A 16460-nucleotide genomic window follows, 5' to 3' on the forward strand; every position below is an offset into this window, starting at 1 on the left:
GAGCACGCGATGACGCAGCTCCCAACCTCCTCCGCGCTGGACCTGTCGCGCTATCGCCCGGTGCGCGTCGGCGGCGCGCCGGTGCGGATCGAGGCCGGCGCCGACGGCGCCTGGCGCCTGGCGTCGCAGGAAACGCTGGACGCCTACCCCGACCGCCTCACCGACCGCCTGGTGCTCGGCGCCGAGCGCCATCCGGACCGCACGCTGGTCGCGCAGCGCGGCGCCGACGGCGCGTGGCAGCGCATCAGCTATCGCGAGATGCTGGAACAGGCGCGCGCTGTCGGCCAGGCCTTGCTGGACCGCGGCCTGTCGGCTGAACGCCCGCTGATGGTCCTGTCCGGGAACGACCTGCAGCACCTGCAACTGGCGCTGGGCGCGCTGTACGCCGGCATCCCCTATTGCCCGGTGTCGCCGGCCGCCTCCGGCCCCCACGCCGACCTCACCAAACTGACCCACTTCGTGCGCCACCTGACGCCCGGCATGGTCTACGCCTCCGACGGCGCCGCCTGCGCGGAGGCGCTGGCGGTCACGGTACCGGACGAGGTGGAGATCGTCACCAGCCACGGCGACGCCGGCCGCGCCAGCACGCCGCTGGCGCAACTGCTGGCGACCGTGCCGCGCACGGTGGACGCGGCCAACGCCGCCATCGGCCCGCACAGCATCGCCAAGTTCCTGTTCACCTCCGGCTCGACCAAGCTGCCCAAGGCCGTCACCACCACACAACGCATGTTATGCGCCAACCAGCAGATGCTGCTGCAAACCTTCCCGGCCTTCGGCGACAAGCCGCCGGTGCTGCTGGACTGGCTGCCGTGGAGCCACACCTTCGGCGGCAGCCATAACGTCGGCATCGCGCTGTACAACGGCGGCAGCTACTACATCGACGACGGCAAGCCCACCGCGCGCGACTTCGCCGCCACGGTGCGCAACCTGAAGGAGATCGCGCCGACGGTGTTCTTCAACGTGCCCAAAGGCTGGGAGCTGCTCACCGCCGCGCTGGAGGCAGACCCGGAACTGTGCCGCCACTTCTTCTCGCAGATGGAGCTGTTCTTCTTCGCCGGCGCCGGCCTGTCGCAGGCGGCGTGGGATGCGCTGGAACGGGTCAGCGAGAACCGCTGCGGCCAGCGCATCCGCATCATGGCCGGCCTGGGCATGACGGAGACCGCGCCGTCGTGCACCTTCACCACCGGTCCGGTGATGATGGCCGGTTATGTCGGGCTGCCGGCGCCGGCCTGCGAGGTCAAGCTGGTGCAGGTGGACGGCAAGTACGAGGCGCGCTTCCGCGGCCCGCACGTCATGCCCGGCTACTGGCGCGCGCAGCAGGCCACCGCCGACGCCTTCGACGAGGAAGGCTACTACCGCAGCGGCGACGCGGTGCGCTTCGTCGATCCGGCGCGGCCGGAACTGGGCTTGATGTTCGACGGCCGCATCGCCGAGGACTTCAAGCTAAGCAGCGGCACCTTCGTCAGCGTGGGGCCGTTGCGGGCAAGGGTCATCAGCACCGGCGCGCCCTATATCCAGGATGTGGTGGTGGCCGGCATCGACCGCGACGCCATAGGTTTGCTGGTGTTCCCGCGCATGGACCAGTGCCAGTTGCTGTCGGGGCTGGGCGAGGATGCCGGTGCCGCCGCCATCCTGTCCAGCGCGCCGGTGCGGCGCCACTTCCAGCAGTTGCTGGCGCAGTTGAACGTAGTGGCCACGGGATCGGCTTCGCGGGTCGACCGCCTGCTGCTGCTGGAGGAAGCGCCGTCGGTGACGGCCGGCGAGCAGACCGACAAGGGGTCGATCAACCAGCGCGTGGTGCTGGAGCGGCGCGCCGCGCTGGTGGCGGCGATGTACGACGGCACCCACGCCGGCGTGCTGGTCGCCGGCTGAACGCGCCCGCCGTAAAGGCTATTTGCCTTTGTAGATGCCGGCTTCGAGAATGATGTCGCCTTCCTTGACGAAGTAGGTCGACTTCTTCTCGATTTCGCCGGTGTTCGGATTGTTGTAGCGGTAGTCCACCCAACCTTTGCCCTTGGCCTTGGCCTGGTCGATGATCTCCTTGCGGAACAGCTTGCCGTCCGCGTCCGGCAGCACCACCATGTTCTTGCCGACCAGCTTGGGGTTGGTGGGATGGGCCAGTTGGGTGCCGTCCAGCGCACGCACCGTCAGGTAGGTGTGTTCGGTGACGAACTCTGGATTCTTGTTGTTGACTTCCTTGATCAGCGCGTCCTTGCCATTCTTTTGCAAGTAGGCGGCGCCCTTGTCCACCATCGCGACGGCGGCGGCGGAGGCGTCGGCGGCAAGCGCCGGCACGGAGCTTAACGCGGTGGCAGACAGCAGCACCGCCAGCATGGTATTTTTCATAATCTTACCCAGTCTCCGAAATTGGTCGAGCGCCGCTGCATTGGCGGCATCCCAACTATAGCAGTTTGAAACCGCCCTCCGCGGGCCGCTCCGCTACGTGATTTCCCTTATTGGCGAATGCTTAACGTAGCCGCTCCGGCTCGGGACGTACGACATGCCCAGCGCCAGCATAGACCATCCCAGCCGGCCGCCGCCCGCGCGATTTCACGGCAACAGCCTCTTGTTTAGTGAAACAAGTGAAACTGAGCCCTCCCCGGGGCCTTCCCCTGCCCCGCCCCGGCTGGTCGTGATTAAATCAGCACTTCATCCACACCGGAACCGCCGTATGCATATCTCCACCGCCCTGCTGCTCGCGCTGGTCGCGCCGCTCGCCTGCGCCACCGACCTGAGCGTGCGCTCGCCCGACGGCGCCGTTGTCGTCACCGTCAGCGATGACCGCGCCCATCCAAGCTACCGGGTCAGCTATCGCGGCAAGGACATCATCAACCATTCCCGCCTGGGCCTGGTGTTCAAGGACCAGCCGTCGTTCGGCGACGGCTACCAGATCGTCGCCAGCGCGCCGGCCGCCGCCGATACCGAATGGACCCAGCCCTGGGGCGAGCGCAAGCTGGTGCACGACAAGCACAATGAACTGCGGGTCGACTTCGCCGCCAAGGATGCAACGGCCGGCCGCTTCACCGTGCGCTTCCGGGTGTTCGACGACGGCATCGGCTTCCGCTACGAGGCGCCCAAGCAGGCTGGCTTTGACCAGGCCGAGATCGTCGACGAATCGACCGAATTCAACCTGCCCGACGTCGACACCACCCGCGCTTGGTGGATCCCGGCGCGCGCCTGGCGCAGCCTGGAATACCTGTACCGCAGCACCCCGCTGCGCGACGCTGCACACGTCGAGACGCCGTTCACGATGCGCACGGCCTCGGGCGTCCACCTGAGCATCCACGAGGCGGCGCTGACCGACTACGCGTCGATGACCCTGGCGCAGCAGCGCGACGGCGTCTTCAAGGCCGACCTGACGCCGTGGTACGACGGCGTCAAGGTCAAGACCCACGGCGAATTCAAGTCGCCCTGGCGCACCGTCCAGATCTCGCCGGACGCGCCCGGCCTGCTCAACTCCGACCTGATCCTCAACCTGAACGAGCCGAACAAGCTGGGCGACGTCTCCTGGGTCAAGCCGGGCAAGTACATCGGCATCTGGTGGGCCATGCACCTGTGGCAGAAGACCTGGTCGTCCGGCCCCAAGCACGGCGCCACCACCGAGGAGACCAAGCGCTACATGGACTTCGCCGCCAGGTACGGCTTCTCCGGCGTGCTGGTCGAAGGCTGGAACGTGGGCTGGGACGGCGAATGGCCGGACAACGGCGACCTGTTCAAGTTCACCCAGCCCTACCCCGACTTCGACATGAAGGCGGTGGCCGCCTACGCGAAGAAAACCGGCGTGCAGCTGATCGGCCACCACGAGACCTCGGGCGCGGTCAGCCACTACGCCAGCCAGATGGGCGCCGCCTACGACTACTACCGCGACAACGGCGTCACCCAGGTGAAGACCGGCTACGTGGCCGACAACGCCAAAATCAAGCGCATCGATGCGCAGGGCCGCGTGCGCTACGAGTGGCACGACGGCCAGTTCATGGTCGGCGAATACCTGCGCTCGGTGCAAGAGGCGGCCAAGCGCCACATCAGCATCGACACCCACGAGCCGGTCAAGGACACCGGCCTGCGCCGCACCTACCCCAACTGGATCACCCGCGAAGGCGCGCGCGGCCAGGAGTACAACGCCTGGGGCTTCCCGCCCAATCCGCCCGAGCACACGGCCATCCTGCCGTTCACGCGCATGCTGTCCGGGCCGTTCGACTATACACCGGGCATCTTCAACCTGAAGCCGAACGGCGAGCAGTCCGAGAACCGCGTGCGCTCGACGCTGGCCAAGGAGCTGGCGCTGTACGTGGTGCTGTACAGCCCGATCCAGATGGCGGCCGACCTGCCGGAAAACTACGAGGCGCGGCGCGACGCCTTCCAGTTCATCGTCGACGTGCCGACCGACTGGGAGCAGAGCCGCGCCATCGCCGGCGAGGTCGGCCAGTACGTGGCGATGGCGCGCCAGCAGCGTGGCGGCGCCGACTGGTTCCTCGGCGCGCTCAGCAACGAGCAGCCGCGTTCGCTCAAGCTCAAGCTGGATTTCCTGGCGCCGTCCAAGCGCTACCAGGCGCAGATCTACCGCGACGGCGCGCGCGCCGACTGGGAGAGCAATCCCTACGACATCGTCATCGAACAGCGCGAGGTCGGCCGCGACGATGTGCTGCCGCTGTGGCTGGCGCCGGGCGGCGGCGCGGCGGTGCGCTTCAAGGCACTCGACTGAACACCCACAACAATAATTTTTGGAGACACGCATGAAGAACAAGATTTACGGCATCCTTGCCGGCGCGGCGTTTTGCTTGGGCACCCAGGCCATCGCGGCAACCTCAACCGCGCCGGTCAACACCTTCATCGGCACGCAGGACGACGGCAACACCTTCCCCGGCGCGTCGGCGCCGTTCGGCATGCTGCAGGTGAGTCCGATCGGCGAGCACTACGCCGGCTGGCACTACACCGATCCCAAGATCCGCGGCTTCGGCCACTTCTTCCTGTCCGGCGCGGGCTGCTGGGAACAGGGCGGCAAGCTGTCGGTGCTGCCGGTCACCGGCAGCATCGGCAAGGGCGGCACCTTCGACACCAGCAAGGCCGACAGCTTCGACCACAAGCGCTACGCGTCCGAGTACACCCACGACGGCGAGGTGGGCGATGCCGGCTACTTCAAGGTCAAGCTGACCAGCTACGGCGGCATCACCGCCGAAACCACCGCCCTCACCCGCGCCGCCGCCGAACGCTACACCTTCGCGCACGGCACCGCGCAAGGCCACATCCTGGTCAACCTGGGCCAGGCCAACGAGCGCCATTCGGTGGTCGGCAGCAGCCTGCGCGTGGTGGACGACCACAGCGTGGAAGGCAAGATCGTCACGCGCAGCTTCTGCGGCGGCGCGCAGTACGCCACCTGGTTCCGCATGGAGTTCGACCGCCCCTTCAGCGCGCACGGCATCTGGAACGAGACCGGCGGCACGCCCGGCTCGCGCCAGCCCAGCCTGCAAGGCGACAGCCGCCCGCACGGCGCCTGGTTCACCTTCGACGTCAAGGACCAGCAGGCGGTGACGGCCATCAGCGCCATCTCGCACGTTGACGCCGACGGCGCCCGCCGCAACCTGCGCGCCGACGCCTACGCGCAAGGCGCGCCGCGCAGCTTCGACAGCATGCGCGAGCAGGCGCAGCAGGCGTGGCAGAAGGAACTCAAGTCGGTCAGCATCGAGGGCGCCGACCAGAACCAGCGCACCGTGTTCTACACCGCGCTGTACCACGCCCTGCTGCAGCCGCTGACCGGCAACGACGTCGACGGCCGCTACCGCGGCTACGACGACCGCATCCACTCGGCCGGCAACGCCACCTACTACGAGTTCTTCTCGCTGTGGGACACCTACCGCGCGCAGAACCAGCTGATCGCGCTGCTGCGTCCCGAGCGTGCGCGCGACATCGCCGATTCGGTGCTGAAGATCCGCGAGCAAGGCGGCTGGCTGCCGCGCTGGGGCTACGCCAATTTCGAATCGAACGTGATGACGGGCGACCCGGTCACACCGTTCCTGGTCGACCTGTGGCGCTACGGCGCTCTCAAGGGCCGCGAGCAGCAAGCCTACGCGGCGCTGCGCGAGAACGCCTTCGGCGTGCCGCCGTTCGGCAGCCGCAGCGAGGGCCGCGCCGGCAACCCCAGCTACCTGAGCAAGGGTTACGTGCAGTACGACCTGTCGTTCCGCGCCAAGGGCATGGACGTCGATCCGCACCACGGCGGCTCGGCCACGATGGAATATGCGCAGGCCGACGGCGCGCTGGCCTTCATGGCCGAGGCGCTGGGCAAGAAGGCCGACGCGGCGCTGCTGCGCCAGCGCGCCGGCAACTGGCGCAACGTCTGGGACAACGCGGCCAAGGACCAGCAGCTGGGCTTCCAGGGCTTCCCGCGCGCCAAGACCGCCGACGGCCAGTGGTACACCGAGCTCGACGGCAGCTACACGCCGCGCGCCGAGCACGGCTTCCACGAGGGCACGGCCTGGCAATACCAGTGGCTGGTGCAGCAGGACGTGGGCGGCATGGTCAAGGCCATGGGCGGACGCGAGCAGACCGCGCGCCGGCTCGACGCCTTCTTCGCCTACGACGCGCTGAGCGCCGATCCCTTCCAGGCGGTGCGCAAGGAATGGGTGATGGGCGCGTACAACTACTACAACCAGTTCCGCTACAACCCCAACAACGAACCGGACCTGCACGCGCCGTGGATGTACACGCTGGTCGGCCAGCCGTGGAAAACCAGCGCCGTGCTGCGCGCCGCCGAAACGCTGTTCAGCAACGCGCCCAACGGCGTGACCGGCAACGACGACCTGGGCACGATGTCGGCGTGGTATGTGTTCAGCGCGCTGGGCATCTATCCGTCGACGCCGGGCAGCGGCCGCTTCCTGCTGCATGAGCCGAAGTTCGCCAAGGCCCAGGTCGACCTGGGCAACGGCAAGCAGCTGCTCATCGAGAAGAATGCGCCGGCCGCATCGTCGGCCACCTCGCCGGCGGCATTGCCCTCCTTCGTCACGCAGCTGAGCTGGAACGCCAAGCCGCACGACAAGGTCTGGCTGGACTGGGAACAACTGCAGCGCGGCGGACAGCTGCGCATGCAATTGTCCACCGACCCGGCCGCCGCACACTGGGGCAGCAGCCCGGCCAGCGTGCCGCCTGAACCGGGCGCCAGCGCGGCGCCGTAACACCCTGCCCGGTTCGCGCCGGGCATTCCCTCGTCGTCCTCCCGCCTGCCCGCGCCACCACGGGCAGGCGGCCGCACGCCCGCGCCGGCCTGCCTTCCCGAAAGTTCCGACATGAACCAACACACCGATAGCATGCGCAATCCGCTGCGCTGGATCACCAGCCTGTACCTGGCCGAGGGATTGCCGTTCTACGCGGTCGCCCTGGTCGCCAGCCTGATGTTCAAGAGCCTGCGGATATCGAACGAGCAAATCACCCACTGGACCGGCTTCCTCGGCCTGGCCTGGGTCTTCAAGCCGCTCTGGAGCCCGCTGCTGGAACTGAGCTCGAACAAGAAAAGCACCGTCATCGTCTGCCAGTGGATCACCGGCTGCGCCTTCGGCCTGGTCGCGCTGGCGCTGCAGCTGCCCAGCTATTTCGCGGCCTGCATCGCGGTGTTCATGCTGGCCTCGCTGTCGGCGGCCACGCACGACATCGCCGCCGACGGCCTCTACATCCTGCACCTGAACGAGTACCAGCAGGCCCGCTACGCGGGCTGGTGCGGCGCCTTCTTCAACGCCGGCAAGTTCCTCTCGCTTGGCGGCCTGGTGATCCTTGCCGGCTACCTGGAAAGCCGTTACCCGGTGCGCACCGCGTGGGCCATCATCTTCGTGCTGCTGGCGGCCATCATGCTCGCGCTCGGGGCCTACCACTGGAGGGCGATCCCGCACACGCCCGCGCCGGCCGGCTCGCCGATGAGCGCCGGCGAAACGCTGCGCGACGTGTTCAGCGACTTTTTCCGCAAGCCGGACATCTGGCTGTGCATCGTGTTCATCATCCTGTTTCGCGCCGGCGAGGCCCAGGTGCAGACCATCGCGCCGCTGTTCCTGCGCGACGCGCGGGAGTTGGGCGGCCTGGGCCTGACGACCGGCCAGATCGGCTCGGTGTACGGCACGGCCGGCACGCTGACCTTCATCCTGGGCAGCCTGGGGGGCGGCTACTTCGCGGCCTGGCTGGGCCTGCGGCGCGCCCTGCTGCCGCTGGTGCTGGCGGTCAACCTGCCCAACCTGGTGTTCTATTTCCTCAGCACCCAGATGCCCACCGACCTGTGGGTCATCACGGCGGCCATCAGCGTGGAGATGCTGGGCTATGGTTTCGGCTTTGTCGGCCTGATCCTGTTCATCATCCAGGTGCTGTCGGTGGGAAAATATTGCGCGGCGCATTACGCGCTGGCGTCGGGCATCATGCAGCTGGGTTTTGTGATCTTCAAGGTGATCAGCGGCGACATCCAGGCGGCGCTGGGCTACCAGCATTTCTTCCTGTGGGTGCTGCTGAGCGCCGTGCCGGTCACGCTGCTGGTGCGGCGCATGCCCTTGCCCGGCGCGGCGCCGAAGCAATAGGCAAGCGGCGCCGGCGCGTGCCGGCGCCGCAAGGCGTCAGGCCGCCTCGCCCAGGTGGCGCAGCTTGAGGCAGCGGCGCAGGTCGTCGAGGCCGGCGCCGCCGAGGCGCAGCACGCGCCGCTCGCCCGGCAGCATGGTCAGCGCATTGTCCGACACCTCCACGTCCAGCCCTTCAAACTCCACCCACACCGCGCGCGCCAGCGCCTTGCACGACAGCTCGAGCCGCACTTCGCCGTCCTGTTCGCCCAGCTCCGCGTGCAGTGCCGATGCCGGCCACTTCACTTCCCTGGCCGGCGCGAAGTAGACCACGCCACGCGAGACCAGCTCGCCGGCCAGCGACAGGTCGAACACCGCCACGTGGCTGCGCGCGTCCAACGGTCCCAGCAGCTGCTGGTCGTGGTAGCTGGCCACCTGCATGGCGGCGCAGGGCGGCATCACATGCTGTTCCCGGGTGTCGCGCAGACAATGGCCATGCATGTCCATCACGCGCACGCGCAGTTCGCCCAGCAACGTCTGCTGGTGGTCCGACACCAGCGCCACGCAGGTCACGCCCTCGTCGCGGGTGGCCGCGACAATGACCGGCGCGAAGAAGCGCCGCGCATGGAATTGCAGCGCCTTCCAGCGCCCATGGTAGTCGACGCTGGCCCAGGAGGCGCCCGGCCAGACATCGTTGAGCTGCCAGTACAACGAGCCCATCGTGCGCGGCATGCTGGCGCGGTGGTGCAGGCTGGCCAGCTCGATGCCCTCGGCCTGCATCACCTGGCTCAGGTAGACGAAGTCGGCGAAGCTGGCCGGCTCGCGATAGTTGGCGCGGATGTAGTGCAAGATCCTGTCGTTGCCGGCGCCGGCCAGGAATTTCTGGTGGCCGCGCACCTGCGGCGAGTCGACCTGCTGGTGCGCGCGCGCGATCGCGCTGTCGATGGTGGCGGCCACCGGCCAGGCCTGCAGGCCGAACTCGGACATGAAGCGCGGCGTCTCCCGCAAATACGCTTCGACCGGCTTGGAGCCGGCCCAGACATCCCAGTAATGCTTGTCGCCGTTGTCGCTGTCGTTGGCCGGGCCGTCCAGGTCGTTGCTCGGCGAGCTGGACAGATACGGCATGCCGCCGCCGTGCCGGGCCACCACCTTGCGCAGGTTGGCGCCGAACAGGCGCACATAGCCATCCCAGACGGTGGCGGCGAACTCCGGCGCCTCCGCCGCCAGTTTGGCGCCGACGCCCCACTCCTTCCACGCGGTTTCCTCCTCGTTGTTGCCGCACCAGAGCACAACGCAGGCGTGGTCGCGCAGCCGGCGCACCTGCTGCACCGCCTCGCGCAGCACGTTGTAGCGGAAACGCGCATCGTAGGCCGGCACGACGCCGCCGCCGAACATGAAATCCTGCCAGACCATCAGGCCCAGCTCGTCGGCGATGTCGTAGAACTCGTCGCACTCGTAATAGCCGCCGCCCCAGTTGCGCAGCATGTTCATGTTGGCCTCCCGCGCCGACTCCAGTATCGCGCGCATCGCCGCCGGGGCCACCCGGTTGGGGAACATGTCGAACGGGATCACGTTGGCGCCCTTGGCGAACACGGCGATGTCGTTGACGACGAAATAGAACTGGCGGCCCCACTGGTCGCGCTCGCGGCGCAGCGCCACGCTGCGCAGGCCGATGCGGCGGCGCTGCGTGAGCACCACGCCGTCCTCGCCGCTGACCTGCACCAGCAGCGTGTACAGCGCGGCCTCGCCGTAGCCGTTGGGGAACCAGCGGCGCGGCTGGTCCACCTGCAGCGCGACCTGTTCGCACAGCATGCCGGCCTGCGGCGCCAGCATCCGCGTGACGGCGCACACCTGCAGGCCATCCGGATCGAGCAAGGTCAGCTGCAATTGCAACGGCGCGGCGCGGTCCAGCCGCAACGCGCAGCGGACCGACAGGCGCGCGCGGGCGGCGCTGACCTCCAGTTGTTGCACCTGCAAGTCGGCCAGGCGCACCAGGTCGCCCGTCTCCAGCCGCACCGGGCGCCAGATGCCGGCCGTGACGAAGCGCGGCCCCCAGTCCCAGCCGTAGTGGTAGCCCGGCTTGCGCACGAAGTTGGCGGTCATGGCGTCGCGCGGCTCGTCGCCGAAGGGCGATGGATAGTTGCCCTGCAACTTGTGGGGCATCGCCTGCACGGCCGGCAGCATGCGGGCGATCGGCGAATGCAGCTGCACGGTGAGCACGTTGTCGCGGGCCTTCAGCATGCCGCGCACGTTCAGGCGCCAGCCGCGGAAGGCGTTGGCCGTCGAGCACAGCTTGACGCCGTTGAGCCAGACGCAGGCGTAGGTATCGACGCCGTCCAGCACCAGATGCTGGCGCGGATGCGCGAGCGTGGCCGCGTCGACGTCGAAGCGCAGCCGGTACTCCCAGCCGGCATTGCCTATCCATTGCAGCGCGGCTTCCTCGTTCTCGAAATAGGGATCGGCGATCAGCCCTCGCGCCAGCAGGTCGGTGTGCACATGGCCGGGCACGGTCGCCGCGTGCCACTCGGCCAGCGCGGGGCGCTCCCGCGCCAGCGGATCGGAGGGCGCCAGGCGGAACTGCCAGTCCGGCGCCGGCAGCCCGCCGGCGTGGGAGCACAGGGAAACGATAGAGGTCATGGTGGGTGTCTTCCTTGGAGGTATCAGGCAAAAAAAGACCTGGCCCCTGCGACGGGTCCAGATCTTCCGGTTGAATCAGGCCCGGCGCGCCGGGCCCCGTGCATCAGATCTTGGCGCGCAGGCCCAGATAGAACTGGCGGCCGTTCTTGTAGAAGGCGCTCGGACGGTCCTTGCTGCCCGACCAGGAGATCAGCATCGGGTCGTTCAGGTTCTTGCCCTCGAAGGACAGGCTGAGGTTCTCGGTCAGCTCGTACTGCAGCGACGCCGACAGGTTGCCCACGCCGCCCTGGTAGATCGCGCTGCGGCGGTCCAGGCCGTTCAGGTAGGTCGAGCGGTAGCTGTAGTTGACGCGCGCGCTGAACTTCGCGCTCTCGTAGAACACGCCGCCGTTGACCGAGTTGCGCGAGGTGCCCACCATGTCGCAGTTGTTGTCCTCGGCGCAGGCGGAGGTCGGCGCGCGGCCGGTCTCCTTGCCGTCGGCGAAGCTGTAGTTGGTGTTGAAGCCGAAGCCATTGCCCAGGTCGTGGATGTACTGCATCTCGAAGCCCTGCACCTCGGCCTTGGTGTTCACGGCCGACGTCATCGCATAGGTCGTGATCTTGTTCTGGCGGCGGTTGAAGAACTGCTCGCGCGACGAGCCGAAGGTGATGTAGGAACCGATCTGCATCTTGTACAGGCTCAGCGACAACAGCGAGCGCGGCTTGAAGTACCACTCCAGCCCCAGGTCGTAGTTGTTCGACATGATGGGCTTGAGGTTGGGGTTGCCGCCGCTGCCGGTCAGCGTCAGGTCGTTCAGGTCGATATTGCCCAGCGTGCCGATGTCGGGACGCGCCAGCGTGCGGCTGGCCGAGGCGCGCAGCGTCAGGTCGGACCGCAGTTCCTTGCGCAGGTTCAGGCTGGGCAGGAAATTGCTGTAGCGGTTGTTGGTGCGCACCGGATCCCACACCGTTTCCGGCGAGCGGTTGGCCACCTCGACGTCGGTGCGGACATAGCGCACGCCGACATTGCCCTGGATGTCGTTGTAGTTCAGGTCGCTCATCAGGTAGGCCGCGCGGGTCTTCTCGTCGATCACGAACTGGCCGTTGTAGGTCTTGCGGTAGGTGACGTACTTGTCGCCCCAGGCCGCCACCGCGTCGGGCGAGAACGTCCACGGGCCGTCCAGCACATTGGACAGCGGGCTGGCCGGGAAGCTGGTCAGCCCGCCGGGATTGTTGGCCACCGTCTTGCCGGCGTCGGAGACGTCGCCCGAGCGGCCCTCGTGGATGCGGTTGTGGTCGGCCGCGCGCACGCCGAAGCGCAGGTTGGTCAGCGTGGCCCACGGCGTGACGTAGCTGCCGTCGACCTGGCCGTAGCTTTCCTTGTCGGTGGCGCTGGTTTCGAAGGCCCAGCCGCCGACCGGCTCGACCGTGCGCGGCGTGTAGGTCTTGGCGTTGTCGACCCAGATCGTGGCCGGCGCGTCCAGGCCGTGCAGGGTGTAGCCGCTGCCGGCATACGCCTGGTTGGCCGCGTAGGCGGTGTCGGGCGAGAAGCCGGTGCCCTTGGTCTTGCCGAACTTGCCCGTGAAGGTCAGCGCGTCGTTGGCGCGGTAGTTCCAGTCCAGGTTGACGTAGCCCGAGTCGCTGTACGACGACGGCCGCGCGATGATGTGCTGGGCCGACGACACCGCCCTCGAGCAATTCTGCGCCGAGCACACCGCCGGGAAGGTGATCGAGGTGACGGTGTCGCCGCTGATCGTGTAGGCCGACGGCAGCGCGCCGCCGCCGATGGTGTCGACCGGCGCGTGCATGTAGTTGGCGTTGGAATTGCGGGCGTTCATGCGCGAGTAGAACCCCGTCAGGTCGAAGCCGAAGTCGTTCGACACCTTGACCTGCAAGTCGAGGCTGCCGCCCTGGCGCTCGCGCACCTGCTGGAACAGCGCCGAGCCGGTCAGCATCGACAGGTATTTGCCGCGCAGGTCGGGATGGGCGGCCAGCAAGGCGGCCGAGTCGATGTTCTCGACCTTGTCCCACCACAGGAATTCCTGGCCGAAGCGGCGCAGCGACTGCTTCTGTTCGAACGCCTGGGCCAGGATGCCGATGGTGTTGCTGTCATTCTTCCAGTTGACCAGGCCGCTGACCTGCGGATCGGTCTTTTTCGCGCCGGTGCCGTACACGCCTTCGGCGGTGCCGATGGCGGTCAGCTTCTGCTTGAAGCTGAGCGGCTTGCGGGTTTCGATGTCGACCGTGCCGGCCGCGCCGCCCTCGATCAGGTCGGCCTGCGAGCTCTTGTGGACCACGATCTGCCCGATCATCTCGGCCGGGAACAGCGAGTAGCTGACGCTGCGCCCGCCGCTGTTGATGTTCTGGTTGAACCAGTCGCCCGACGACACGGTATGGCCGTTGAGCGTGGTCAGCGTCATGTTGGACGGCGTCGCGCGCAGGCTGACGCGGTCGTTCTCGCCGAAGCCGCCCTCGGTGCCGCCAGCGGTCGCCACCGACACGCCGGCGATGCGCTGCAGCGAATCGGCGACGTTCTTGTCCGGCATCTTGCCGACGTCCTCGGACGTGATCACCTCGACGAAGGAATCGGCGTGGCGCTTCTGGTTGAGCGACTCGGCCATCGAGGCGCGGATGCCGGCCACGGTGACGGTCTGCATCGCCGGCGCGGCGGCCTCGCCCGGCTTGGCGGCCTCCTGCTGGGCCTGGGCGCTAGCGCCCAACGCCAGCGTGGCCACGGCGAAGGCGATCGCGGTGAGCCGGACAGGGTGCGGCCTGCCGCCGGTGTACATCTGCTGCTGTTTCATGACGTCTCCCTTGATATTTATGCTTATGTGTGCTGCCTCAAAAACGGTGTTGCTGCGTTTTTGGGCAGAGCATTTATACCATCGGGAAAAATGAATTTTTCAGAAAGCGTAAAAACAGGGCCGCGTTTAGGCTTCTTTAGTAAACACGGCCATCCGGGGCCCGGAATTCGCGGACGATGCGGCCGACCGGCGGGCATGCGCGGCGGTCAAGGCCCTGCGCAAGAACCGGAGGCGTTCTGGTTGGTCTGCGCGCCGCCGGCGTTCCTGATGGTTGCGCGCACCTGTTCGGCCAGCTCGGCCCGCAGATGGATGGGGACGGAATTCCAGCTTCCATCCAGATACGATTGATTGAGGTACTTTTGACCGAACCTGATCGAAATGGAAGCGCCGCTTTGAAAATGAAACAGGAATTTGTACCGGACTTCAAATTTGGTTTTCAGATCGCTGGCGTCTTGCGGCACATCCCGTGCCGCCTCCATCAGTTTCAGCAGCTTCGAGGCGGTCCCGGTATCGCCGAACGTGTAGGTGCAGCCTATCTTCTCCAAAATAATGTCATCGATACGCGTCCCGAACGACACGCCATCAGCGACAAAAAACACATCCACGGCCCTTGGCGCTTCGCCTTCATCCGCGGAGCAATGGAACGGGGACAGCAAGGCCAGCGCAAGGGCCGGTATCGACAGGTTCTTCATATCCGCCTATAACGAGCATGGGCTGTAGCCGTGCTCGTCCTGGAACAAGCAGCTCTTGCGCACGTACTTCGCGTCGACCAGGTTCAGGATGCGCGTGGTCTCGCCGTCCAGCTTGGCAATGCGCTCGACCAGAACCGCCTTGCCGTCGACCTTGGCGTCCACCGCATACAGGACCGGCGAAGCCCAGTCCGCAAAGGCCAGCTTGTAGCCCCCTTTCGGCTGCGACAGCATGACAAAATAGACCGCCCCCTGATTGGCCGACAGGCTCGTGCAATAGTAGCGGTCCGAGATGATGTAGTCCTTCACGCCATCGCCGTTCAGGTCGCGATGATCGGCCATCAGCGCCTGCGCCACCGTCTTCCTGCCGTAGCCGTGCTGCTTGTAGCAGGCCGCCTCGTCGTCATCCCCCATCGCTTCGCGGCATGCGGACTTGCCGCCAAGCTGCGTCACCGCCACCTGTGTCGAGCAGGTATTGAGCGCGTCGCCAAGCTCCGTCCCCGTCTTCGGCCATTGCTTGAGCTGCGCTAGCAGGGCCTGCGCCACCGGCTCGGGCACATAGTCCGGCTCGCTGGACTTGACCAGCCGGACCTCCCCGACATTCCGGTCGGGGCCGCTGACGGCCAGCGGCTCCAGCTTGGCGATGCGGATATCCTCGGCGGCGACCTGCGGCGTCTTTGGCGTGCAAGCGAGCAGCAGCATCGAGCCTGCCAGGCCCACGAGAATGGCGGATGTGCCGTACTGTTTCATTTTCCTGGTCCCGAAGTGGATGGCCGGCGCACATTCCGGCGGTGAAATCATACTCATGATCGGTGATTTTCATAATTGCGGTCGCACGGCGGCTCTGCAATCATGAAGCGCCCAAAATACCGGGGTCAAAAGTATAACAAAGGAGATCACATCATGCGTTCATGGATACTGGCTTTGCTGCTCGTGGCCTCGGCCGGCGCCGGCGCCCAGGGCAATGTCGTCACCCTCTGGCCGAACGGCTTCCCCGGTCCGCATCCGCAGCTGGGCCCGGAGCGGCTGGACGACGAGCGGATCAGCAACGTCAGCATCCCCACGCTGACCGTATATCCCGCCTCATACGACCGGCCGGCCCACACCGCCGTCATCATCTGCCCCGGGGGGGGATATGAATTCCTGTCCTTCACCCGCGAGGGCCACCAGTACGCGCAGTGGCTGTCCAACCTGGGCGTGACCGCCTTCGTGCTCAAGTCGCGCCTGTCCGGCTACGGCCATCCCGCGCCGCTGCAGGACGTGCTGCGCGCGATCCGCCTGGTGCGCTCGCAGGCGGCGCAATACGGCGTGGCGCCGGACCGTATCGGCGTCATGGGCAGCTCGGCTGGCGGACACCTGGCCGCCAGCGCCTCCACCCTGTACAACTTGCCGGCCGGCCGCGGCGGCGACGCGCTCGACGCCGTCAGCGCGCGTCCGGACTTCGCCATGCTGATGTATCCGGTCATCTCGATGGAGTCGGCGGTCACGCACGCCGGCTCGCGCCGCGCCCTGCTCGGCACCTCGCCGTCCGCCGAGCTGGTGCGGCAGATGTCGCTCGAGCAGCAGGTCAACGCGCAGACCCCGCCCACGCTGCTGATGCACTCCCAGGACGACGGCGCGGTGCCGGTCGATAACAGCATCCTGTACTTCCAGGCCCTGACCCGCGCCCATGTGCCGGCCGAGATGATGCTGTTCGAGCACGGCGGCCACGGCATGGGCATGCGCGCCGGCCAGGGCACGGCGTCCAACTGGCCGCGCCGCGCCGAAGAGTGGCTGCGCGACCGCAAACTGATTCCATAACCATCCATGTACAACAATTCAGGAGACAAC

The 16460-nt window shown here is 67.1% G+C and carries 10 protein-coding genes; 5 read left to right on the plus strand and 5 right to left on the minus strand.

Annotated elements, in window-relative coordinates:
* Window positions 1-9: 9 nt before the first annotated feature.
* Window positions 10-1872: a feruloyl-CoA synthase gene (locus GTP90_RS14150; protein WP_161084155.1), complete on the plus strand. Its 1863-nt coding sequence runs from the start codon at window positions 10-12 to the stop codon at window positions 1870-1872.
* A gap of 18 nt (window positions 1873-1890) precedes the next feature.
* On the opposite strand, the gene GTP90_RS14155 is transcribed toward GTP90_RS14150, so the two are convergent.
* Window positions 1891-2346, minus strand: a complete 456-nt coding sequence (locus tag GTP90_RS14155) for a cache domain-containing protein (RefSeq protein ID WP_175048087.1) — start codon at window positions 2344-2346, stop codon at window positions 1891-1893.
* 325 nt (window positions 2347-2671) lie between these two features.
* Between GTP90_RS14155 and GTP90_RS14160 the strand changes: the two genes are divergently transcribed.
* The 3 genes from GTP90_RS14160 to GTP90_RS14170 all read left to right on the plus strand — a co-directional run bounded on the left by GTP90_RS14160 (window position 2672) and on the right by GTP90_RS14170 (window position 8546).
* Window positions 2672-4702: a glycoside hydrolase family 97 protein gene (locus GTP90_RS14160; RefSeq protein WP_161084156.1), complete on the plus strand. Its 2031-nt coding sequence runs from the start codon at window positions 2672-2674 to the stop codon at window positions 4700-4702.
* A gap of 31 nt (window positions 4703-4733) precedes the next feature.
* Window positions 4734-7169, plus strand: coding sequence for a GH92 family glycosyl hydrolase (locus tag GTP90_RS14165; protein WP_254451858.1), 2436 nt, complete (start codon window positions 4734-4736; stop codon window positions 7167-7169).
* Window positions 7170-7280: 111 nt separating this feature from the next.
* Window positions 7281-8546 carry an MFS transporter gene (locus tag GTP90_RS14170; protein ID WP_161084157.1) on the plus strand — a complete coding sequence of 422 codons (1266 nt, stop codon included), beginning with the start codon at window positions 7281-7283 and terminating at the stop codon, window positions 8544-8546.
* A gap of 36 nt (window positions 8547-8582) precedes the next feature.
* Here GTP90_RS14170 and GTP90_RS14175 read toward each other — a convergent pair whose 3' ends face one another.
* From GTP90_RS14175 to GTP90_RS14190, 4 genes are all read right to left on the minus strand, one after another.
* Complete coding sequence (locus tag GTP90_RS14175) at window positions 8583-11159, minus strand: beta-mannosidase (protein WP_161084158.1); 2577 nt, start codon at window positions 11157-11159, stop codon at window positions 8583-8585.
* Between the two features lie 103 nt (window positions 11160-11262).
* Window positions 11263-13941 carry a TonB-dependent receptor gene (locus tag GTP90_RS14180; protein WP_161084159.1) on the minus strand — a complete coding sequence of 893 codons (2679 nt, stop codon included), beginning with the start codon at window positions 13939-13941 and terminating at the stop codon, window positions 11263-11265.
* A 206-nt stretch (window positions 13942-14147) separates the two neighbouring features.
* Entirely contained in the window at window positions 14148-14633 is a 486-nt protein-coding gene (locus tag GTP90_RS14185) for a hypothetical protein (RefSeq protein ID WP_161084160.1), read from the minus strand.
* 6 nt (window positions 14634-14639) lie between these two features.
* Window positions 14640-15437 carry a hypothetical protein gene (locus tag GTP90_RS14190; RefSeq protein ID WP_161084161.1) on the minus strand — a complete coding sequence of 266 codons (798 nt, stop codon included), beginning with the start codon at window positions 15435-15437 and terminating at the stop codon, window positions 14640-14642.
* A gap of 96 nt (window positions 15438-15533) precedes the next feature.
* Between GTP90_RS14190 and GTP90_RS14195 the strand changes: the two genes are divergently transcribed.
* On the plus strand, window positions 15534-16430 hold the full coding sequence (locus tag GTP90_RS14195; protein ID WP_175048088.1) for an alpha/beta hydrolase: 897 nt from the start codon (window positions 15534-15536) through the stop codon (window positions 16428-16430).
* Window positions 16431-16460: the final 30 nt, after the last annotated feature.

This window comes from Duganella vulcania, from assembly GCF_009857655.1.
In the GTDB taxonomy this organism is placed as follows: Bacteria; Pseudomonadota; Gammaproteobacteria; order Burkholderiales; family Burkholderiaceae_D; genus Rugamonas; species Rugamonas vulcania.

Excerpts from the sequence above, each read along its gene's own strand:
- GTP90_RS14170 (WP_161084157.1), top strand. The coding sequence starts at position 7,281 with ATGAACCAACACACCGATAGCATGCGCAATCCGCTGCGCTGGATCACC.
- GTP90_RS14150 (WP_161084155.1), top strand. The coding sequence starts at position 10 with ATGACGCAGCTCCCAACCTCCTCCGCGCTGGACCTGTCGCGCTATCGC.
- GTP90_RS14185 (WP_161084160.1), bottom strand. The coding sequence starts at position 14,633 with ATGAAGAACCTGTCGATACCGGCCCTTGCGCTGGCCTTGCTGTCCCCG.
- GTP90_RS14180 (WP_161084159.1), bottom strand. The coding sequence starts at position 13,941 with ATGAAACAGCAGCAGATGTACACCGGCGGCAGGCCGCACCCTGTCCGG.
- GTP90_RS14160 (WP_161084156.1), top strand. The coding sequence starts at position 2,672 with ATGCATATCTCCACCGCCCTGCTGCTCGCGCTGGTCGCGCCGCTCGCC.
- GTP90_RS14155 (WP_175048087.1), bottom strand. The coding sequence starts at position 2,346 with ATGAAAAATACCATGCTGGCGGTGCTGCTGTCTGCCACCGCGTTAAGC.
- GTP90_RS14175 (WP_161084158.1), bottom strand. The coding sequence starts at position 11,159 with ATGACCTCTATCGTTTCCCTGTGCTCCCACGCCGGCGGGCTGCCGGCG.
- GTP90_RS14190 (WP_161084161.1), bottom strand. The coding sequence starts at position 15,437 with ATGAGTATGATTTCACCGCCGGAATGTGCGCCGGCCATCCACTTCGGG.
- GTP90_RS14165 (WP_254451858.1), top strand. The coding sequence starts at position 4,734 with ATGAAGAACAAGATTTACGGCATCCTTGCCGGCGCGGCGTTTTGCTTG.
- GTP90_RS14195 (WP_175048088.1), top strand. The coding sequence starts at position 15,534 with ATGCGTTCATGGATACTGGCTTTGCTGCTCGTGGCCTCGGCCGGCGCC.